Genomic DNA, 22,426 nt, shown 5'->3' on the forward strand with positions numbered 1-22,426 from the left:
GGGGGAGCAAGATGAAATACGTAAAACGCGGAAAAGGCTTCTGGCTCTCAATTGTACTGTCGATCATTTTCTTTTTTATAATCCAGGCGATGATAACCGGAGAAGTATTGAATATTTTCCATGTTAATGCCCTGGTTACAATGGGCATTAATATTATGCTCGCGGCAAGCCTTCATTTGATCATTGGGATTACAGGCCAATTCTCCATCGGCCATGCGGGTTTTCTTGCAGTCGGGGCCTATTCCTCGGCAATAATGACTATGATGTTCGAGCTGCCGTTCGCGGTTGCAATTATTGTAGGTGGACTTGCGGCCGCCGTCGCGGGGCTGATCATCGGCATCCCGAGCCTTCGCCTGAAAGGGGACTATCTCGCCATTGCAACCCTTGGATTCGGTGAAATTGTCAGGATCGCTCTCTTAAACTTCGACTACGTTGGCGGAGCAAGCGGCATGCAGGTTATGCAGATGAGTACGTGGGCCTGGACATTCGCCTGTGTTATGATCACGCTCGTTGTCATTGTCAACTTCACGAATTCCACCCACGGCAGGGCCTGCATTTCAATTCGGGAAGATGAAACGGCAGCCGATGCAATGGGGATTAACACAACTTACTATAAGGTGGTCGCCTTCGCGATTGGCGCGTTCTTCGCTGGGGTAGCGGGCGCGATTTTCGCGCATAACTTCTACATCATCCAGCCGTCCAATTTCGGTTTCCTAAAATCGTTCGACATTTTGATCATTGTTGTCCTTGGCGGTCTTGGCAGCCTATCGGGATCGGTTATCGCCGCCATCCTCCTTACGATTGTTTCAACAGTCCTGCAGGCATATCCTGAAACGAGGATGATTTTATACAGCATTATCCTTATATTAACCATGCTTTATCGTCCGCAGGGCCTATTGGGGACAAGGGAAATCACATCATTCTTTAAAAAATCGAAAAAGGCAGGAGGTGACCATGATGGCACAGGGCACTCCGTTGCTTAAGGTGGAAAATGCCGGAATACGGTTTGGCGGTCTGAAAGCGGTATGGAACGTGAATCTGGAATTGTTCCAGGGTGAACTGGTTGGCCTGATTGGCCCGAACGGCGCAGGGAAGACAACTTTCTTCAACTTGCTGACGGGCGTTTACGTTCCGACTGAAGGCGAGATCAAGCTTGATGGCGAGAGCCTGAGAAGGCTTCCTCCTTTTAAAATTACAAGAAAGGGTGTCAGCCGGACATTCCAGAATATCCGTCTTTTTGGCGAGCTATCCGTTATTGACAATGTTAAAGTCGCTTACCATTCGTTGGCGAAGCATGGAATACCAAGCTCGGTTTTCCGCCTTCCTAAGCATTTTGAGGGAGAACGGGAAATGGATGACAAGGCAATTGAATTCCTGAAAATTTTTGGGCTTGATCGTTTCAGGGATGAAAAAGCGAAAAACCTTCCTTATGGGCAGCAGCGGAGGCTTGAAATTGCCCGTGCGCTCGCGGCGAATCCCAAACTGCTGCTTCTCGATGAGCCAGCGGCCGGGATGAACCCGCAGGAAACGAGGGAACTTATGAGCCTGATTTCGTTTATTAGGGAGCGTTTCCATTTGACAGTGCTGCTAATAGAGCATGACATGGGACTTGTTATGGGGGTCTGTGAACGGATATACGTCCTTGACCACGGACAGCTGATTGCTCAAGGAACACCTGAAGAAATCAGGAACAATCCGAAGGTAATCGAGGCGTATTTGGGCGAGGAGGTATCTTGATGCTTAAAGTGGATGGAATTAATGTGTACTACGGAAATATCCATGCATTGAAGGATGTTTCCCTTGAAATAAATGAAGGCGAGATTGTTACGCTCATTGGTGCGAACGGTGCCGGTAAAAGCACCTTGTTGAAAACCATTTCAGGGCTCTTGAAGCCAAAGCGGGGCCAAATCAACTTTAAAGGAGAGAATATAGCAGGGAAGGCTGCCCAGATAATTGTTAAACAGGGTATTTCCCATGTACCAGAGGGGCGCCGGGTTTTTTCCAATTTAACGGTGGAGGAAAACCTGGAGCTTGGGGCGTATCTTCGAAAAGATAAAGCGGGCATTAAGGCTGATTTCGAAAAAGTTTACGATCTTTTCCCGCGGCTATTGGAGCGGAAGAAACAGCAAGCAGGCACACTGTCGGGCGGGGAACAGCAGATGCTCGCCATGGGGCGTGCCCTTATGGCCAGGCCACGGCTCCTGCTTCTTGATGAGCCGTCCATGGGCCTTGCACCACTTCTTGTAAAAACGATTTTTAGAATTATTTCCGAGATTAATGAAACTGGCACAACCATTCTCCTTGTCGAACAAAATGCCCATATGGCGTTGTCAATTGCCAATCGGGCTTATGTCATTGAAACTGGCCGGGTCGTCCTTTCAGGAACAGCCGCGGAGCTAAATGAAAGCGAACAAGTAAAAATGGCGTATCTTGGCGGGCATTAAAATCGGGTTAAATGTATTTAGGCAGCCATATAAGTTTGCGGCTAAGCGTATTTTGGGTGATAATTGGGGGCCAATGTATCTTTGGTTGCAGACCAAAGTATTTTGGATGACTGAGATTTCTGCCTAATGTTTTTTACGTGCAACTTTAAATCGCGGGCTGCCGTATTTTCAGGGTATTAAATTGCATTTCAAAACCATCCGTCCTAAGCTGGGCGGATGGTTTTTTGGCGTTTTTCGGCGAATTTTGTTTCCTGGGAAATATTTTTTTTGAAAAAAATATGGTGATAAGTGTCTTGACACCTGTTAAAATAAAAAACAGCCAACTGAAAAGAGTGAAAGATGGGTAGTATAAAATATTGAAAGTAAAATGCAGGGGGAAAAGATGAAAAATATAAAAACAATCTCAGAGAAGAAGCTGTTAGGGATCGCCGGACTCGGCTGGATGTTTGACGCAATGGATGTAGGGATGCTTTCGTTCATCATAGCCGCACTTAAAATTGATTGGGGCCTGACGCCAAAAGAGATGGGCTGGATTGGCAGCATTAACTCAATCGGTATGGCTGTGGGGGCGCTTTTATTCGGACTTATGGCTGATAAAGTTGGCCGCAAAAATGTCTTTATTATTACTTTGTTATTATTTTCAATCGGCAGTGGGCTATCAGCATTGACGACCTCACTGGCCATTTTCCTTATTCTCCGTTTTCTGATTGGCATGGGCCTTGGCGGGGAACTCCCGGTCGCATCGACCCTTGTTGCCGAGAGCGTCCCGGCGGAGAAGCGGGGACGGGTTGTCGTGCTACTTGAAAGCTTTTGGGCATTTGGCTGGCTGATAGCGGCGCTCATTTCCTATTTTGTCATTCCGAAATTCGGGTGGCAGACAGCGCTTATCCTCGGAGCCATCCCGGCGCTTTATGCCATTTACCTAAGGATTAATCTCCCGGATTCGCCGCGTTACGTGACTCTTCAGGATAAGAAGAAGCCATCGGTGCTTGAAGGGATAAAGACGCTGTGGTCGGGAGAGTATCTCCGTCCAACTGTCATGCTCTGGATCCTTTGGTTCTGTGTCGTTTTTTCGTATTACGGAATGTTTTTATGGCTTCCATCTGTCATGATTATGAAGGGCTTCAGCATGATTAAAAGCTTTCAATATGTATTGATTATGACCTTGGCCCAGCTGCCGGGCTATTTTACGGCCGCTTATTTTATCGAGAAAATTGGCAGGAAATTCGTCCTTATTGTCTATCTGGCGGGAACAGCGGCAAGCGCGTATTTCTTCGGTACAACAGACACACTCTGGGTCTTGCTTACGGCTGGCGCATTCCTGTCGTTCTTTAATCTGGGGGCATGGGGAGCGCTTTATGCGTACTCACCAGAGCAATATCCTACTTCTGTAAGGGGAACAGGTACGGGTATGGCTGCTTCGTTTGGAAGGGTCGGGGGTATTCTGGGGCCGCTTTTGGTTCCGTATCTTTCCGCGCAAGGGTACTCAATTCAGGTCATATTTTCGATTTTCTGCGTGTCCATTCTCATAGGTGCGGCAGCCGTATTCTTCCTCGGACGCGAAACGAAGAACATCGAGCTTAATTAAATTGCTTTACTTGAGAAGGTGCCTGGGTTGTGGGCATCTTTTTTTGTTAGTAAACCCGATTTTGCAAAAGTACTTCAGTACAATAGGAAATAAAAAAGTACACATTATGAATAAGTAGTAGCTACAGATACCCGTCGTTTAGTTATGAAATATTAGGTGTATAAACTCAGGTAAGTGACATTGTTAGGCTAAAATCCGAAGAGGAAGCCACTCAAATCCAGATGAGTGACATTGATCGGGCAAAATTCAAAAAGGAAGTCACTCAAATCCGGATGAGTGACATTGATTGAGCAAAATCCGAAAAGAAAGTCACTCAAATCCGGTTGAGTGACATTGATTGGGGAAAATTCAAAAAGGAAGTCACTCAAATCCGGTTGAGTGACATTGATTGGGGAAAATTCAAAAAGGAAGTCACTAAAACCCGGTTACATAAAACAAAACGCTAAAATTCTAGGCAAACACCGATGGATACAACCAACCCCCATTAAAAACCCCCCTTGGATTATCGGCAAGCCGTTCCAAGGGGGGCTCATTTGCTCTCTGCACCCAGGCAATCTGTTATTTCAAACCAGTAGTACTGAGGAACTCGCGGGTCCTTTCCTCTTTCGGATTGGTGAAAAATTCTTCTGGGTTGCCTTTTTCAATAATATATCCATCATCCATATACACCATCCAATCGGCAACTTCCCGAGCAAAGCCCATCTCGTGGGTAACGACAACCATCGTCATCCCATCATCTGCAAGCTCCTTCATCGTCTGGAGCACCTCGCCGACAAGTTCCGGGTCAAGCGCTGATGTCGGTTCGTCAAAAAGCATGATATCCGGCTTCATGGCAAGCGCACGGGCGATGGCGACACGCTGCTTTTGCCCGCCCGAAAGCTTGCTTGGATACACATCCGCCTTATCCTCAAGCCCGACTTTTCGGAGGAGCTCCATCGCTTCCTTTGACGCTTCCTCCTTAGAAACCTTTTTCACATGGACTGGGGCTTCGATTATATTTTCAAGCACAGTCATATGCGGAAAAAGATTGAAGTGCTGGAACACCATGCCGACATGCTGGCGGACTTCATTGATATCATGGGTTTCAGGGAGAACTTCCCGGCCACTGAGAATGATCTTGCCTCGGTCCTTTTTTTCAAGGAAGTTCAGGCAGCGGAGCAGGGTGCTTTTACCAGAGCCGCTCGCACCGACAAGGCAAACAACATCACTTTCATAGACGGATAGATTAATATCTTTTAAAACATGCAAATCTCCGAATGATTTATTTAAGTTTTCGACTTTTATCATTTCACGTGTTTCCATTCACATTTCCTCCTATCGGTCGCTGACGGCCAGTCTCTTTTCAAAACGGTTGACGATGAATGTGAGCAGGGCTACCAGGATCAGGTAGTAGACCGCGACAATCAGCAAGTACGTCATTTCGTCGAAGTTGTTTGATCCGAGTGTAGTCGCCACGTTGAACAACTCGTTCATTGAAATAAAGGCGGCGAGTGACGAGTCTTTAAGACCGATAATGAATTGGTTGCCAAGCGGAGGGAGGGCACGGCGGAATGCTTGAGGCAAAATAATCCTCCGCATCGTAAGCCCTTTGCTCATCCCGAGTGAACGGCCCGCTTCCATTTGGCCATTATCGACCGCCTGGATGGAGCCGCGGAATATTTCGGCAATGTACGCGCCATTGTGAAAGGCTAGCGCCAAAGAGGCAGCCCAGAAGTCTGGCAAAAGAAAGATGCCGCTTATCCCGAAATACAAAATGAAAATCTGGACAATGAGCGGGGTACCACGCACAAGGTATACATAAATGTCCGAAATATATCCGAGCACTTTTACCTTTGAAATTTTTAAAAGGGCAAAAAACAACCCGATGACAATTCCGACGAGCACCGATACAACGGTAAGCTTTAATGTTAAAAGCATGGCGTCCATGAACAGGCCGCTGCTATTGATCAACGTATTGAAGAAGTGTGAAAAACTAGGCAAATTGGAATCTTCCTTTCTCACTGATTTCTTTTCAATGCCTAAAAAAGGTGGGGCCTTAGGACACGGATTGGCTATTCAGGTTTTTGTGTAATATCTTCACCGAAAAACTTTAACGAGATTTCGCGTAGGGTCCCGTCTTTCCTGAGCGCTTCAAGAGCATCGTTTACCCTTTTCAGAAGGGCGGGATTATCCTGTGGAAGGACAATTGCCTGCTCACTGCGTTCGATAAGTTGGCGGCCCTCTATATCGAATCCTTCCTTTTTAGCGCTTTTCCCGGTGACAAAATCGGTGATGACCGCATCATGCCTTCCTATGCTCAAGGCCTTCAGGGCGGTAATGTCGCTATCGTACATTTTTAGATTGGAGGTATATTTGCTGGCAGTATCGGCGTATGTAGAGCCTTTTGCGACGGCAACTTCCTTCCCTTTTAAATCCTCGACCGTTTTAATGCCGCTATCGGGACGGACAAAGATTTGTGGCCCCGAATAATAATAGGGAGTAGAAAAGGAGACATGTTTGCTCCTTTGGGGATTGATGGTGTGTGAGGCAACAGCGGCGTCTGCCCGGCCGGTTTTAACCCCTTCAACAATTCCTTTGAACTTCATCCTTTTTGGAACAGGCTTAAGCCCCATTTCCTTTGCGACGGCTTTTCCAACTTCTACATCGAACCCGGTCATTTTAAGGTCATCGGTCATATAACTGAAAGGCTTGAATTCACCGGAGGCAGCAAAAGCAAACTCCCCTTCGCGGATAAGTTCGCTTCCATCGTCGAGCTTGTGCTTCTCGGCACAGCCTGATAAAAGCAAGATAGTAAGTAAGCAAAAAGCAAATAATTTCCACATATTCATGCGATCGGTAAAACTCCTTTCTCCGAAGAGTGATAAGAGTATTTACCCTTATACCAGTATAATAATCCTATTTCTCGAAAAAATAATTTTATTCTTTGATGGAAAAAGAAAACCAGGCAATAAAAAAAAGCCCAATCAAGGGCTCATTACGCTATACGTCCAGTTTCACCTGGTGGCGTATTTTTGGATGAAATTGCTTGCGGAGTTTTATGGCATATTCCTCATAAAGCTGTTCAAGGCCGACCATGGCAAGGGAGAAGAAGTTCGCATAGTTCTTTTGGACCTCCCACTTCAGCTCATTGCTTCCGCAAATGCTGTGCTTGTTCAAATCCTCAATTTCCTTTTTGATATTTGCCAGTTCTTCTTCGTATTCTTTTTCTGGAAGAGTAAGCAAATGGTCGATTCTTTCAATGTAATGAATGGATTTTTCTATTTTATTTTCGATATCATGATAGCTTTCAAGGTCAATCAGATTGTACTTTAACTTGAAGTCATTCAGGAGCCTTGCGGATTCATAGGTTGCATTCACAATATCATCCCGGGTCATATCCGTTGTTTCATAGCTTAGCATATGCTTCCACGATGGCTGGGTGATCGCCTTGCGGTGGTCCTCGAGCGTATGGCAGAGCTTTTTGTAGCCGTAGCGGTCCGGATCCTCAAAAGCCGCGCTCGCCGGGTCAAGGAACGGCGCCAGCGGGGCGACGAAATAGAACAGGCGCGGGTCCTTGCCGCATGCAAGATGGATCCTTTCGGCAAAATTAATGTTTTCAAGAGCGCTCTGAGTGGTCTGGCCGGGAATCCCGACCATAAAGAACAGGTCAATCTTCTTACAGCCGTGCTTAAGGGCGGATTGAAGAGTGTTTATCACCTTTTCGTTTGTACAATTGAATTTTCCGTTCAGGAGCCGCAGCTTTTCATCATGGGTTTCAAGTGTTAGTTCGATGCTGTATTGGGGAACAGCTTCATTGATTTTTTTAAAAAAGCTTTCATCCCCATACTGAAATAATTCAAATACGAGTTCATTTTTCAAATTTATGCCCTTTAGGAGGCGGAAAAACTCATCGACATATTTTTTGCCGCCCTGGCGGATATCGTGAAGGATGAAAATCGGTGCTCTGCTGAAGCGCTGGATGAATAGGATATCCTCAATTAATTTTCCCGGCGACCTTAGGGCCAGTGACTTCCGGTTACAGTTCTGCTCATAGCCTTCCTTCGATCCACCGCAAATGAGGCAATTCTGGGTGCAGCCCCTTGCTGTCAGGATGGCTGTGTTCGGATATTGGAGCCAGCCATTATAGGGAAGGGGATCCATGAAATTTTTATACTTGAAAACAGACCGGATAGTGTAGCGGTAGCCGGGGACGTCAAATTCATCCAGGTCCTTAGGTACGTAGGAGAGGGGGTTAAAACCGATTTCCGTGCCTTTTTTCCACGTCAGGTTCGGAATATCCTCAAAATGGACATTCCCGAACTCGAGCTTGTTCATAAGCATGAGCATTAATTTTTCGGTCGAGTCGCCTCGCACGACAAAGTCGATACACGGATATTCAATTAATTCTTTATGATAATAGGTGGAAGACAGGCCGCCGAAAATGATTGGCGTGTCGGGATGGAGCCTTTTGACGATTTTGGCCAGTTCTATGCTGCCATGGGCATGGGGAAGCCAGTGAAGGTCAATTCCAAAGGCCCGGGCCTGAATGTTCGCTAACTTTTTCTCGACATCGAAATCAGGATCCATCAGCATCCTGTTCGCAATATTGATAATTCTAACCTTTAGGCCGTATCTTTCTAGATAATCGGCAATGCTCGTCAGGCCGATCGGGTACATTTCAAAAACTGGTGAGGACGGGACAACATCGCTGATTGGGCCGGCTAGAAGTGAACTTTTCCGGAAGTCATAAACACTCGGGGCATGCAAAAGAACCAAATCGTATTTCATTTCGTCACCCTCTGTAAAGTAGTTTGCTCCCACAATTACTCTATGTTGGAAAGGCATGGCCAACAAACAAGGGAAGTGAGAGATTTATATTTATGTAGGCTGAACCTTGAAGACCAAATAAAAATCGACAAAATGTGAACTTTTTCACAAATAATTATTTCAAAAATGCCATCAACCATTCACTTTCAGTGTAGTATAAAAAGCACATGCAGGGTTTGCCATAGATTGACAAAAGCGTGACAAACCAGGTTGTAAATCCTTCAAATTTATGGACATTGATAACCGGTTTCACATTTACTACTAAAGTAGTACATAAAATATTGCTTTTGCTGAATAGGAGGGTGATGAAGAATTTGCGATAATGTCAGTAAACAAACCCGGAATAGGTTTGTCCCAGCATCGGCCAGTGGCATGCCATTTGGCCGGTTTGGGTTTCCCGGCCTTTTTCATCATGAAAGAGGCTTTTTTATTGTACATCGAATGCAAATCACATAAAGTATTATTAACAGAAAATTTAGAATGGGTAGGAAGGGGAACAAGGCGGATGGGAGCAAAGGAGTATCTGAAAAGGAAAGAAAAGATTTCCCGTTATTCCATGATGGGCATATCCGCAGTTGGAGGACTGGTTCTCCTTAACGCTCTGTTCGGAATAAAAGAACCGAATGAACCGTTGATTTTCTGCCTTCTTGTTATCTTCCTGGTCATCATCGAGTTATACCCGATGCCGGTTTGGCGGGGATTTACGACGATCGCATTCCCGATTGTATATGCCATTTATGTCATGCAAGGAATCGACTATGCGCTTTTGGCTTATGCATTCGCCGTCTTTGCGACCAATCTTTGGAAAAGAAGGCCGCTTAGAATCGTTTGTTTTAACCCGGCACAGCTGGTCATCAGCCTGTACGGGGCATACTTGCTGGCTGAATGGGTAAGAGCAGCAGCCGGGTTGGACGCAAAGCCGGCTGTTCTTGCTGGCCTGCTCTATATTACCTTTTTCATCATCCCCTTTTACCTGATCAATAATTTATTGGTCGATTTCATCCTCGTTGTCCGTCCGCAGCCGTATTCGCTGAAAATGTGGAAGCAAAAAACGCTACAGGAACTGAACAGCCTTGCTGTCTCTTATATTTACCTCGTCCTTTTCATTGTCTTGGGCAATCAGAACAGGGGAGAAATCGATGTTATTACCTTTTTCTTCTTTTTCTCGCCACTTGTCGGGTTTGCGCTGCTTAGCTCCAACATCGTGAGGCTGAGGAAGGAGAAATCGAAACTGAAAGCCCTTTTCGGCATTTCATCGGAATTGAACAAGAAGATTGCATCGAACGATTGGCTAGGTTTTCTTGGTGACAACCTTCCTGCGTTTATTGATGTGGATGCCTGCATTTTGTGGACAAAGGAAGATGGGCAATGGGTTCAAAAATTTCAGTCGGGGCTCATAAATGACGAGGCTGATTTCGAGGAGAACCAGCTTGATGGATTGGATACAGTCAGGCAGCTTGTCATTTACCACAATTCCCGGCGCCAGCCCGGCCCTGCCGCAGCTTTTTTCCATGAAGAAATCCGTTCCAAAATGTACGCTCCGCTAATGCTCGATGAAGAGCTTGTCGGATTGTTCGTTTTTGGGAGAAGCAGGACAAAAAGTTTTACCGAAGACGACATTCAATCGGCCGTCACCCTCACGAACCAATTGGCCGTACTAATTAAAACAAAATGGCTTTTTGCCGAGGAGGAAAAGCGGCTCATCCTCGAGGAGCGGAACCGGATTGCCCGGGATATCCATGACGGCGTGGCGCAGACGCTTGCAGGCGCAGTCCTGAATCTGGAAACCGCCGAGCGGAAATTTCCAAAGGCACCGGAAGACTCTTTAAAATTGATTCAGGAAAGCACCGATAAATTAAGGAAGAGCTTAAAGGAAGTCAGGGAGTCGATTTACGCGCTCCGCCCTTACCCGACTGAAAGGGTCGGCCTGATGACAGCTATCCAGTCGAGGATCCAGGCTGTAAGGAAAGAACATCCGGTTGAAATTGTCCTTGAAAAAAGAGGGGCCGAGTTCGAATTAAGTTCTATGACGGAAAAGGTCATATTCGATATTTTCCAGGAAAGCGTCCAAAATGCCCTGAAGCATGCGCGGGCGACGAAAATCGAAGTGATGCTGAGCTATCAGCGCGAGAATGTTTTTTTGAAAATAAAAGACAACGGCATCGGATTTTCATTGTTCCAGGCGATGATTAAAGCAAGGAACGAACCCCATTTCGGCATTTTGCATATGAATGAGGCGTCGGAAAAAATCCAGGCCTCCCTCCAGGTGGACAGCAAGGAAGGGGCCGGAACGGAAATCACGCTAACCGTGCCGCGGATGGGAATAGAAGGGGGAGTAATGAATGATCAAGCTTATGCTCGTCGATGACCATGCGGTGCTGCGCGACGGCTTGAAGAATATCCTAGACCTCGAGCCCGACATCAAGGTAGTTGGCGAGGCTGTTTCTGGCAAGGATGCACTTTTGAAAGTACCTGAAATCATGCCGGATGTCATTTTAATGGATATTAATATACCCGATAAAAATGGAATTGAAGTAACAGGGTTGATTAAGAAGGATTTTCCTTCAATTAAAATCCTGATTCTGACGATGTTTGACCACGACGAATATTTTATGTCGGCCATCCGAGAAGGGGCTGATGGCTACCTCCTAAAGGATGCGCCTTCCCAGCATGTTGTCGAAGCCATCCGGTCCGTCGCCCGGGGGCAATCCGTCATCGCGCCATCGATGACGAAGAAATTTCTTAGCTTTAACCAGCAGCCGCCGGAACAGCCGAAGGAAAAGAAGGACGATATGCTCACCGAGCGAGAGAAGGAAGTCCTTCTCTGCCTTGTCCAGGGGATGAATAACAAGGAGATCGCCCAGGCGCTGTTCATCAGCGATAAAACAGTTAAAATCCATGTTTCAAAAATTTTCAAAAAGCTGGATGTGAAAAGCCGGTCGCAGGTCGTCATTTATGCGGTCCAAAACCAGCTTGTACCACTGCCATAAACCAACAGCCGGGCTTCGAACGGAAGCGCCGGCTTATTTTTTTGGAAAAACTGTTATGGTACTACTTTTGGCGTATGAAAAATTAGTACCTTTGCGCCCGCTAAATACAGCCTGTGGAGAATAGGACCCCAACATAAACAATGTAATAATAGAATTAAGTTGGAATATTCAAAACAGGGAGGGTATGAAATGAAAAAAGCTTCTTTATTCCTGTCCATTTTCATGATACTGGGACTATTTTTAAATTCAATCCATTTCGGAGGTTCCGAAAAAGTAAGTGCGGCCGGCACAGCTGTCATCGAGCCGGGCTTACTGAAGAAGCTCGCATCTTCGGTTGAACCGCAGCAGGTCATCGTTACATTCAAGGATGGAGCAGGCGGACAGAACGGCATTTTGGCTCTTTTAGAAAACCTTGGCCTGACAAAGGGAGTCGTGTTTAACGAACTTCCAATTGCGGGCGTCCTTGCAACAAAGGACCAGGTTGACAGGTTGGCTCAAAATGATAATGTCCTTTCGATTTATCCGAATAAAAAACTTCAATTTGAAAACAAGGAAGCGACTGAACTCACTGGAGTCGACCGCCTGAGGACCGAGGCGGCGTTTACAAAAGCGAATGGCGGCCTTCCTGTAAACGGGAACGGAATAGGCGTTGTCATCAATGACAGCGGCGTGGATGGCACGCACAAAGACATTGAGTTTGGCGGCCACCTTGTCCAGAACGTCCTCGGGGCAACGAACTTGAACGCCCTGAGCGAATTGCTTCCGGTTACCTACGTGGAAAACGTTCCTAATACGGACTCGAGTTCCGGACATGGCACGCATGTCGCTGGGATTGTTGGCGGCAATGGAGCGATGTCAAAAGGTGAGTATGAAGGAGTAGCACCTGGCGCCAAGCTGATCGGGTATGGTTCCGGAGCGGCGGTCGCCATGCTTGATACGCTTGGAGGTTTCGATTACGCACTTACACATCAGGCTGAATACAATATTCGTGTTATCACTAATTCATGGGGAAGTACAAGCGATGCGGGAACGGATTTTGACCCGTTCGACCCAATCAACGTAGCGACAAAGGCGCTTTACGACCGCGGCATTGTCACTGTATTCTCGGCAGGGAACTCTGGGCCTGGGGATTCGACTATCTCTGGAAACTATAAAAAAGCGCCATGGGTCATCACGGTTGCAGCAGGTACGAAGCAAGGGCAGCTTGCTGAATTCTCTTCCCGAGGCGTGAAAGGGAAAGGCGGTACCGTTGCAGTAGGGTCTGAGACGTGGACGTGGGAAGACCGCCCGACCGTTACTTCGCCGGGGCAATCAATCATCTCGACCAGGGTTCTTGCGCCAGTGGCAGCGCTTGGAGCCACGGATGATGTCGAGCTCATTCCTCCGGCTTATCTGCCATACTATACTACGATGAGCGGGACTTCGATGGCCGCGCCACATGTCGCGGGAATCGTCGCTTTGATCCTTGATGCAAACCCTTCGCTCTCGCCGATTGAGGTAAAGAGAATTATCGAGCAAACAGCGACAAACATGCCTGGCTATGAGTCATGGGAAGTCGGTTCCGGCTATGTCAATGCCTATGCGGCAGTGGACGCCGCGCTTAACCAGCGTGCATATGGCTCAATCCTGAATATGAACAACAATTTCAATTCCAATGCGCAAATGACAACGTCTTCCCAAAATATAACGATTGATTACAGCCCGCTGAACCTGCAAAATGAAGCATCGTTTACAGTATCGCAGGGCCAAACAGAATTGGTCGCACGTTTGAACGCCTATGGCCTGCTCGGGCAGACAGGGAATACTATCAACCTTGTCCTGACCGCGCCGGATGGAACGAGGCATACTTCGGGAATTTCGGTACTCTTCGCGCTTTATGTTGACCGCACGGTCCAGGTTGTCAACCCGCAGCCAGGCACATGGAAAGTGAGTGTGGAAGGGCTCCAAGGGTCACTTGCCCTTCCAGAAACATTGAATGTTGAACTAGTTACAAAAACGGCTGGAGGCTTTAGCGGTTTGGATGACATTGGCGGGCACCCGGCCGAGTCGGCAATCAAGTTGGCAGTAAGCAAACGGCTCGTGGACGGAAAGAGCACGAAGAAGTTCGAACCGGATGCCGCATTGAAGCGTTCCGAGCTTGCGAAATACCTTGTGATGGGTGCGGGGGTCAGGCAGTTCCTTCCGCTAACAGGCTCACCAAGTGTTTCCGATGTTAAAGCGGCGGACCTTCCCTACATTGAAGCGGTACTCGCCAAAGGCGCCGCGCTTAAAGACGGAAACCAGAATAACCGCGGAGTCATGCTGCCAGTGGGCTCAGGGAAATTCTCGCCAGATGAAAAAGTAAACCGTGCTCAGCTGGCCTACTCGCTTGTCCAGGCACTCGGGCTCGAGGAGCAGGCAAATGAGCTGAAAGGGGAGGCACTTACCGTCCAATACAATGGAACGAGAGTGGCAATCCAGGATGCGGCCAACGTTCCCGCAGAACTTCGCGGCCATGTCCAGCTCGCCCTTGATCTGAATATCCTGAATGCGTACTTCTCTGTCGTCCAGGGACCATTCGACCTGGTGCCGACGATTACAGCAAAATTTGATCCAGGCAAAACAGTAACGCGCGCCGACTACGCAGTAGCCATCACCCGCTACTTCGCAAGCTACCATCCGGCAGCGCTATAAAGGAAAAGCCTCCGCACTTGTTGGGCGGAGGCTTTTATATTGCATGTTAATCAAGTGTCAAAACAGCCTTAAGATGGTTAATGTGATCTTTTAAGATAGAAACGGTCTTGACGGCGTCTCTAAAGACCGTTTGGAGGAGGTTTTTGAGGAGAAACGGTCTTGACGGCGTTTCTAAAGACCGTTTGGAGGAGGTTTTTGAGGTGAAACAGTCTTGACGGTGTCTCTAAAGACCGTTTGGAGGAGGTTTTTGAGGTGAAACAGTCTTGACGGCGTTTCTAAAGACCGTTTGGGGGAGGTTTTTGAGGTGAAACGGTCTTGACGGTGTCTCTAAAGACCGTTTGGGAGAAGTTTAAAAGGTGAAACGGTCTTAATCACCTCCCCTGATCATCCCCGTGTTTACCAGAGCCTACTACCCCGGCATACTCTGCACTCCTTTTCTATAACTTTCGTACGATTAAAANCGTTTCTAAAGACCGTTTGGGGGAGGTTTTTGAGGTGAAACGGTCTTGACGGTGTCTCTAAAGACCGTTTGGGAGAAGTTTAAAAGGTGAAACGGTCTTAATCACCTCCCCTGATCATCCCCGTGTTTACCAGAGCCTACTACCCCGGCATACTCTGCACTCCTTTTCTATAACTTTCGTACGATTAAAAATAGTACCTTTACCAAGCGCAATTAAGCCATTTGCTGAATAGTTAGAAGGCTCGGATTTTACGATAATGATAGTAGTAAGAGAATTAACCATTGGAAGGGGATTGCAAAATGAAAAAGTGGTTTTCGGGTCTTGTTAGCCTGCTGTTGTTCCTTTCACTGCTGGCGCCTGGCATGGCCAATACAAAAGCGGCAGGGGTTACGGCGGCCATAGACGGCCATCTGGCCAAAGCGCTTGAAACGGCAACGGGCAGCCTGCAGGTCATTGTTACATTCGACGGGGAAGGGGCACCTTCCGATTCACAGCTCAACCTTTTAAAACAGCTCGGCATTACGACTGGCGTTACGATGAAGTCACTGCCGATTGCAGGGGTCCTCGCAACGAAGGACCAAATCACGCAGCTTGCGGCAAAGGAAGGAGTAAAGTCGCTCTATTTGAATCGTAAGCTCACATACTACAACTTTGACTCAACTGCGCTAACAGGCGTTGATAAAGCACGGACTGATTCCGCGATGCAAAAGGCGAATGGCGGCCTGCCTGTGACAGGCAAAGGAGTCGGGGTTGTCGTGAATGACAGCGGGGTTGACGGCACGCACCGTGACCATGAACTAGGGAAAAACCTCGTCCAGAACGTCCTGGGCAGCATTAACCTGGCAGCCCTGGAACCGGGATTGCTTCCGGTTACTTACCTTGAGAACGTCCCGAATACTGACACAAACTCCGGGCATGGCACCCATGTAGCCGGTACGGTTGGCGGCACGGGAGCAAGCTCAAGCGGAAAATATGAAGGAGTGGCGCCGGGAGCGAATCTAATCGGTTACGGATCCGGAGCGGCATTATTCGTCCTCGATGGCATTGGCGGTTTTGACTATGCTATTACGAACCAGACAAAATACAATATTCGGGTTATTACAAATTCCTGGGGATCATCAGGGGATTTCGATCCTTTAAATCCAATCAACATTGCAAGCAAGGCCGCGCATGACCGCGGAATAACAGTTCTTTTTGCGGCGGGAAATGAAGGTCCTGGTGAAAATACTCATAATCCATATGCCAAAGCACCATGGGTCATTTCTGTGGCAGCTGGAGAAAAGGATGGCTCCCTGGCTGACTTCTCTTCCAGAGGGACAAAAGGGGTTGGCGGAACGTTTGAAATGGACGGAGAAACGTACACGTGGGAAGACAGACCAACATTGACAGCTCCTGGGGTGGATATCATCTCGACCCGGGTTATCGGTCCGGTATCGTCGCTTGCGGCTGATACAGACGCAACCACGATTGAGCCTGCCTATCTTCCATTCTATACAACGATGAGCGGAACCTCGATGGCAACGCCGCATGTGGCAGGGATTGTAGCGCTACTCCTTGAAGCGAATCCATCCTTGTCACCGGACGAGATTAAAAAGGTTCTTCAGGATACGGCTACAAATATGCCTGGCTATGAAACTTGGGAAGTAGGTTCCGGCTATGTCAACGCCTATGCTGCGCTTGAAGCGGTTATGTTCGGAAAGCAGTATGGCAAGACGGTTAATGAATACCAGAAGTTCAATGCCAATGTACAGGCGGAAACAGAACGTGTTCCATTTGAGGTATCCTATAACCCATTGCTTCCAAGTCAGTACGAATTCACTGTGCCGGAGGGGATTTCCCAGCTGACAGCACGGATCGATGCATACGGCCTATTGGGTCAGACCGGAAATCCGGTCAACCTGGTACTGATTGCACCGGACGGAACGGAATACAGCTCTGGAGTCAATCTGCTTTTCGCCCTCTATCCTGACAGGACGGCTTCCGTCACATCGCCTAAGGCGGGACAATGGAAAGTAGAAGTACGGGGCTTGCGCGGCAATGAGCTTAATCCGATTGGAACCGCGCTTCCGGAAACAATCCCGGGAACACTTGCTTTCACGAAAGTAAGCGGCTTTACTGGATTGAACGACATTAATGGCCACGCGGCATCTTCAGCAATCCAAATGGCTGTCAATGAAAGGCTCATGGATGGCTATTCCGATGGCACCTTCAAGCCTGACCAATATTTGCTGAGAAAAGAATTGGCCCGTTATCTAGTAATGGGAGCAGGAATTCGCCAAAACCTTGCCGGTTCAGCGAAGGATACAGCCGCAGCGGATCTTCCATACGCGCTTGCTGTGCTAGCGAAAGGTGCCGCAATCAAGGATGGCAAAATAACGCAAAAGGGCGTCATGCGCCTCGATTCAGCTGGAAACTTCAATCCAAACGGAACTTTGATCAAGGCTGAACTCGCCTACACGCTTGTCCAGGCTCTCGGATTACAGCAAATGGCGCTCGACCACACTGGTGATGTTACCGTTCTATACAACAATGACCGGATCAAGCTTAAAGACAATGCATCAATTCCGGCAGAGCTAAAGGGATATGTACAGGTGGCGCTTGATTTGAATATCCTAAATGCAGCATTTAGCGTAAAACAGGGGCCTTATGACCTGTTACCGACTGTCGAAGCAGTTTTCGAACCTGGCAAAAAGGTAACCCGCGCCGACTACGCAGTTGCGTCATCACGCTGGTTCCAAGCATGGTTCCAATAAGGCACACCTAAACAAAAAGAGGAGCACTTCGCTCCTCTTTTTCATGTAAAGATCTTTTTTTAGGATTTAACAAAGGGTGCCAAGAGTGGCAATTATTCAAGAAAGCATGCGCCGTCTCTATTGCTTCACTAGAAAAATGGCTCATGCCACACTAAAGAAAAGAGACAGTAGGTACTTAAGAGCTAGGCCAAGCGCTTTTTGGAAAAATAGGCATTAAGGAGGATTTTCTTCTCCATGTCCATAGGAGTATACTGGTCTCCATTATGTAAAAAGGGGCGGAAATGTTGCTGGAAAACTATAAAGAGATACTGACTCCGCTTCTCCTCAAGTCCGGGAGCAAGGCACAAATCAAGCTGGAAGGGCACCATCCCGAATCCAGGCTTGCAGGCGGAAAATACTCATTATCAACTCATACCATCACGCTATATATTGAAGAAATTAAGGAGCAGTGCATCCAGATATTTGGATCAATCGCGAACCTGGATCTTTATATTGCAGTTGTTTTCGCCCATGAACTTGGGCATGCGGAAGATAGGGCACTTGGGATATTGGCGGAACGGCTTGAAATGGCAACAACTGAAACCGAGCGGGCACGGCTGTCATTTTTAATCGAAAAAAGGGCCTGGAACTACGCTGAGAGGCTCCTTCAAGGGACAGATCGGAAGTTTACGAAAAAAATCATCTTCCAATCGCTGCGCCATTATTATGAACAAATCGAGCTGCAGCACGGAGCTTGAATTTTTCAAGCGGAAGGCATAGGCTATTCCTATCTGGTTGTACGGTGAAAGGAAGGATAGGCATGGCTGTTTCAAAAACAAATGCAATGCGGCTGCTCGATTCGAAAAAAGCCGAGTACGCCATGTTGTCATATGAAGTAAGCGATGGCAAGGTAGACGGCGTGTCGGTTGCGGAGAAAATCGGCAAGCCGAAGGAAATGGTTTTCAAAACGCTCGTCACCCAGGGCGCATCAAAGAATATTTATGTTTTCGTCATTCCGGTTGAGGCTGAACTTGACATGAAAAAGGCTGCAAAGGCCGCCGGGGAAAAGAAAGTAGAAATGGTCCCCGTAAAGGATATTCAAAAACTGACCGGCTATATCCGGGGCGGCTGTTCGCCAATCGGGATGAAAAAGCTATACAAGACATTTATTGACAGCAGCGCGGAACATCTGGACTGGATGATTGTCAGCGGGGGGAAGATTGGAGTCCAAATTGAACTCCCGCCCGAAATTTTAATAGATGTTATAGATGCCGAGATAGCGGACCTATCTGGGCAGGGGTAAAAAGGCGCATGACAAAATGCGTCTTTTTTCTATGAAAATCCCATTTTTACTTCAAAGCAGAGCATATGAGAGCGAGGTTTGCTTTTTGTTCACAATTTTGTCAAATTTGTATCCCCTGATTTTTTCTCCTTCGACAATTTCCATTTAATTTCCACAGATTATTCCTATATCCGCCCCGAGATTTGACTAACGGTTTGTGTTTAATTTGGGTGGTTTGGCGATTTATAATCTAGCTATCGTGTTGGAAAAGCCATGGAAATCACCAAAGGGAAGCGAAGAAGGAACGCCTTTATGTGGACACTTGGGCGATCCGGAGCTAGTAGTGTAACCGGCCCTCTAAAAAATCATCTTTTGGAGGAAAAACAGTGAAGAAGAACAGCATCGCGAAAAAATGGGGTTCAACACTTTTGGCAACAACGTTAATCATGAACGCAAGCCCAATGGCGCTTGCCGCTCCCGCCGCACAACCAAATGAGAAAACCTTCACAACTGGCAGGACGGAAATGAATAAAATGACAGGGACAATCAATCTGAATCCAATTCCTGCTCGGAAGGATAATGGAAACACAGTTCTATTAAGCGGAACAGTAGTCATTGATGGGCCAAAGCTAGAGCTTAAAGTGAATGATAAAAATGTAAACGCCAAGATTACAAAAATCGGTGATACCGTATGGACTTTTGAATATGTCCATACACTCAAACCGGAAAATGTAGAAGACAAGAAAGACGAGCTAATTATCATTGGTGCTTATACAGTTTACCCAAATGGCAAAACAGCAGGACAAATTCATACAAATGCGGAACCGGCAAAAGTCACGGTAGACTTAACTCCGCCGAATATTTCTTTCAATGACTATAACACTGATTGGACAAACCAAAGCATTACTGTATTTGCCTCGATGAATGAACCAGGCACACTGAATCCAAAAAGCCATACCTTTGATGAAAATGGCAGCTTCACTTTCATTGCCACTGATTTAGCGGGAAATGTTAATGAGAAAACTGTTGCAATTTCCAACATTGATAAGGTAGCTCCTACTGCGGAGGTAGAATATTCAACGACATCGCCAATCAATACAGATGTAGTGGCCACTATCGTAGCAAGTGAAACCGTAACGTATAAGAACATTGATCAACTCCCTGATTATGTAGAATTTGATAAGGAAGCTAAGACCTTTGCTTTCTCTGAAAATGGGAGCTTTGAATTAAAGTTTATTGATAGAGCCGGAAATCCAGGTTCTGTCCTGGTTAAAGTGGAAAATATCGATAAGGAAGCCCCGGTCGGTTCACTCACCTACTCTACTAATGAATGGACCAACCAAGATGTAACGGCAACGCTGAAATTCACTAAGCCAGTTAAAGAGATTAATGGTTTACCGAACAATGTCTCTTTTAATCAAGTAGATAAGTTAACTTACGCACTTACTTTTACAGAAAACCAGGAAGTAAATCTCAATTTTAAGGATGAAGCAGGAAATACCGGCGATGTGAAAGTTAACGTCTCAAATATCGACAAAGTGGCTCCAACCGCGATAGTAAGCTATTCAAATGAAGACCTTACAAACCAGGATGTCGTTGTAACAATTGAACCAAGTGAGGAAGTAACAATCCTTAACAAAGAGGGTTCCTTAAGCAAAACGTTTACAGAAAATGGCGAGTATGAATTCCTTTTTGTGGATAGGGCTGGGAACACGGGTACAGCTAAAGTTATCGTAAGTAACATTGACAAAATTGCTCCGATAATTACAATCAGTGATTTTTCGACTGAATGGACGAACCAGGATATAACTGTAACTGCGAGCATGAATGAAAAAGGGACGCTAAACGTGGAAGGCTATACTTTCAAAGAAAATGGCAGCTTTGAGTTTGTCGCGACCGACCTTGCCGGGAATGTTACAAGGCACACTGTCCAAATCACAAACATTGATAAAGACGCTCCTGTAATCACTGCATTACCCTACAATTCAGACTGGACAAACCAGGACATAACGGTAGAAGTTTCAGTGGATGAAGGCAGCCTTAACAAACAGAGCCATACGTTCACTGAAAACGGCAGTTTCACATTCATTGCCACAGACCGTGCCGGAAATATTACAGAGAAAACAGTAACCATTGAAAACATTGATAAGGTTGCTCCTGAAATAATAGTTGAAGATTATGTTGCTAGTCCAACAAACAAGGACATTACCGTAAACGTCAGCATGAATGAGCCTGGCACATTAAACCAGGAAAGCTATACATTTGAAGAAAATGGCGAGTTCGAGTTCATTGCGACCGACCGTGCCGGAAATGAAACGAAGAAGAAAATAGCCATAACTAACATTGACAAGGTTGCTCCAGTCATTACTGTATTTAGCTATAATACCTCGCCAACCAATAAAGATGTTGTCGTGAGAGCCGAAACAAATGAAGGAACATTGAATACAACAAGCCATACATTCACGGAAAACGGATCTTTTGATTTTATTGCAACTGATGCAGCAGGCAATACAAAGGTAGAAACCATTAAAATCACTAATATCGACAAAGTGGCTCCTGTCATTACATTAAATCCATATAACCAGGATCCGACCAACCAAGATGTTACTGTGACAGTAACAACCAATGAGGGGACACTGAACGCTTCTTCCCACACCTTCACACAAAATGGTGAATTTAAATTTGTCGCTACTGATGCAGCCGGAAACGTAACTACAGTAACGGTAACTATATCTACTATCGATAAAACTCCGCCAACTGTAAGTAATGTCATCAATGGATTTGCTTATAATCGAAATGTAACGCCTACCTTCAGCGAAGGAACCGCGACGATTAACGGAAAACCACATAATTCGGACTCGGAGATATCAGCTGAAGGCAACTATACGTTGGTAGTAACTGACGCGGTTGGGAATGCCACGACTGTGAAATTCACAATCGATAAAACCGCACCGGTCGTGAGCGGAGTATTGAATAATCAATATACCAAAGAAGATGTTATACCGACATTTAACGAAGGTACTGCTACTTTGAATGGTAAAACATTTGTATCTGGAACCCCTGTATCCAGCGAAGGAGTTTACACTCTAGTCGTGAGGGATGCGGCAGGAAATGAAACTAAAGTGTCATTTACAATCGATAAGACAGCTCCGAGCTTAACAGGTGTAAATGCGGCAAATGACAACAATGGCAAAAACGCAAAAACAACGGTGTCTGGATCTGCCGAGCCAGTCGCGACTATTAATGTATATGTAGTAGGAAGCGGAAATAAGTTAGAGTTAGTCGGCAATGGTACGGTAGGGTCAAATGGCAGCTTTAATTTTGTACTAACCACTTCCAAAGCGAAAGACACTGAATTGATTGTCATGGCATTTGATAGAGCAAACAATTCATCAGAGGTAAAAGTTAAAATTAAGTAAAGATTTTACAAACCAATAACCCTGTCCAATC

At 46.5% G+C, this 22,426-nt stretch carries 16 protein-coding genes and 1 riboswitch; of the genes, 11 read left to right on the top strand and 5 right to left on the bottom strand.

All coding sequences use genetic code 11. The features are described from left to right. Positions 1–11 precede the first annotated feature (11 nt). The 4 genes from RB160_RS19735 to RB160_RS19750 all read left to right on the top strand — a co-directional run bounded on the left by RB160_RS19735 (position 12) and on the right by RB160_RS19750 (position 4,032). Positions 12–983, top strand: a complete 972-nt coding sequence (locus RB160_RS19735; RefSeq protein WP_316572156.1) for a branched-chain amino acid ABC transporter permease — start codon at positions 12–14, stop codon at positions 981–983. Then, positions 958–1,737 (top strand): ABC transporter ATP-binding protein, encoded by a 780-nt coding sequence (locus RB160_RS19740; RefSeq protein ID WP_316572216.1) that lies wholly within the window; start codon positions 958–960, stop codon positions 1,735–1,737. The genes RB160_RS19735 and RB160_RS19740 overlap by 26 nt, the downstream gene beginning before the upstream one ends. Then, positions 1,737–2,444 (top strand): ABC transporter ATP-binding protein, encoded by a 708-nt coding sequence (locus tag RB160_RS19745; protein WP_316572157.1) that lies wholly within the window; start codon positions 1,737–1,739, stop codon positions 2,442–2,444. The genes RB160_RS19740 and RB160_RS19745 overlap by 1 nt, the downstream gene beginning before the upstream one ends. Positions 2,445–2,826: 382 nt before the next feature. Then, positions 2,827–4,032: an MFS transporter gene (locus RB160_RS19750; RefSeq protein WP_316572158.1), complete on the top strand. Its 1,206-nt coding sequence runs from the start codon at positions 2,827–2,829 to the stop codon at positions 4,030–4,032. Positions 4,033–4,220: 188 nt separating this feature from the next. Here RB160_RS19750 and RB160_RS19755 read toward each other — a convergent pair whose 3' ends face one another. The 5 genes from RB160_RS19755 to RB160_RS19775 all read right to left on the bottom strand — a co-directional run bounded on the left by RB160_RS19755 (position 4,221) and on the right by RB160_RS19775 (position 8,799). Further along, on the bottom strand, positions 4,221–4,400 hold the full coding sequence (locus RB160_RS19755) for a hypothetical protein (RefSeq protein ID WP_316572159.1): 180 nt from the start codon (positions 4,398–4,400) through the stop codon (positions 4,221–4,223). Positions 4,401–4,590: 190 nt separating this feature from the next. Further along, positions 4,591–5,334 carry an amino acid ABC transporter ATP-binding protein gene (locus RB160_RS19760; protein ID WP_316572160.1) on the bottom strand — a complete coding sequence of 248 codons (744 nt, stop codon included), beginning with the start codon at positions 5,332–5,334 and terminating at the stop codon, positions 4,591–4,593. Between the two features lie 12 nt (positions 5,335–5,346). Beyond that, complete coding sequence (locus tag RB160_RS19765) at positions 5,347–6,012, bottom strand: amino acid ABC transporter permease (protein ID WP_316572161.1); 666 nt, start codon at positions 6,010–6,012, stop codon at positions 5,347–5,349. 71 nt (positions 6,013–6,083) lie between these two features. Then, a complete protein-coding gene (locus tag RB160_RS19770; RefSeq protein ID WP_316572162.1) occupies positions 6,084–6,860 on the bottom strand; it encodes a transporter substrate-binding domain-containing protein in 777 nt (258 codons plus the stop codon). Between the two features lie 151 nt (positions 6,861–7,011). Beyond that, positions 7,012–8,799, bottom strand: coding sequence for a TIGR04190 family B12-binding domain/radical SAM domain protein (locus RB160_RS19775; RefSeq protein ID WP_316572163.1), 1,788 nt, complete (start codon positions 8,797–8,799; stop codon positions 7,012–7,014). Positions 8,800–9,343: 544 nt separating this feature from the next. Between RB160_RS19775 and RB160_RS19780 the strand changes: the two genes are divergently transcribed. From RB160_RS19780 to RB160_RS19810, 7 genes are all read left to right on the top strand, one after another. Next, entirely contained in the window at positions 9,344–11,206 is a 1,863-nt protein-coding gene (locus RB160_RS19780) for a GAF domain-containing sensor histidine kinase (RefSeq protein ID WP_316572164.1), read from the top strand. After that, on the top strand, positions 11,181–11,828 hold the full coding sequence (locus tag RB160_RS19785; RefSeq protein ID WP_316572165.1) for a response regulator: 648 nt from the start codon (positions 11,181–11,183) through the stop codon (positions 11,826–11,828). The genes RB160_RS19780 and RB160_RS19785 overlap by 26 nt, the downstream gene beginning before the upstream one ends. 189 nt (positions 11,829–12,017) lie before the next feature. Beyond that, entirely contained in the window at positions 12,018–14,501 is a 2,484-nt protein-coding gene (locus RB160_RS19790) for a S8 family serine peptidase (protein ID WP_316572166.1), read from the top strand. A 760-nt stretch (positions 14,502–15,261) separates the two neighbouring features. Beyond that, positions 15,262–17,715, top strand: coding sequence for a S8 family serine peptidase (locus RB160_RS19795; RefSeq protein WP_316572167.1), 2,454 nt, complete (start codon positions 15,262–15,264; stop codon positions 17,713–17,715). Between the two features lie 281 nt (positions 17,716–17,996). Beyond that, positions 17,997–18,452 carry a hypothetical protein gene (locus RB160_RS19800; RefSeq protein ID WP_316572168.1) on the top strand — a complete coding sequence of 152 codons (456 nt, stop codon included), beginning with the start codon at positions 17,997–17,999 and terminating at the stop codon, positions 18,450–18,452. Positions 18,453–18,514: 62 nt separating this feature from the next. After that, a complete protein-coding gene (gene ybaK, locus RB160_RS19805; protein WP_316572169.1) occupies positions 18,515–18,997 on the top strand; it encodes a Cys-tRNA(Pro) deacylase in 483 nt (160 codons plus the stop codon). A 259-nt stretch (positions 18,998–19,256) separates the two neighbouring features. Next, positions 19,257–19,340: riboswitch (cyclic di-GMP riboswitch) on the top strand. 22 nt (positions 19,341–19,362) lie between these two features. Then, positions 19,363–22,395, top strand: a complete 3,033-nt coding sequence (locus RB160_RS19810; protein WP_316572170.1) for an Ig-like domain-containing protein — start codon at positions 19,363–19,365, stop codon at positions 22,393–22,395. Positions 22,396–22,426 lie beyond the last annotated feature (31 nt).

It is taken from the genome of Neobacillus sp. YIM B06451 (assembly GCF_032667185.1).
Lineage (GTDB): Bacteria > Bacillota > Bacilli > Bacillales > Cytobacillaceae > Bacillus_D.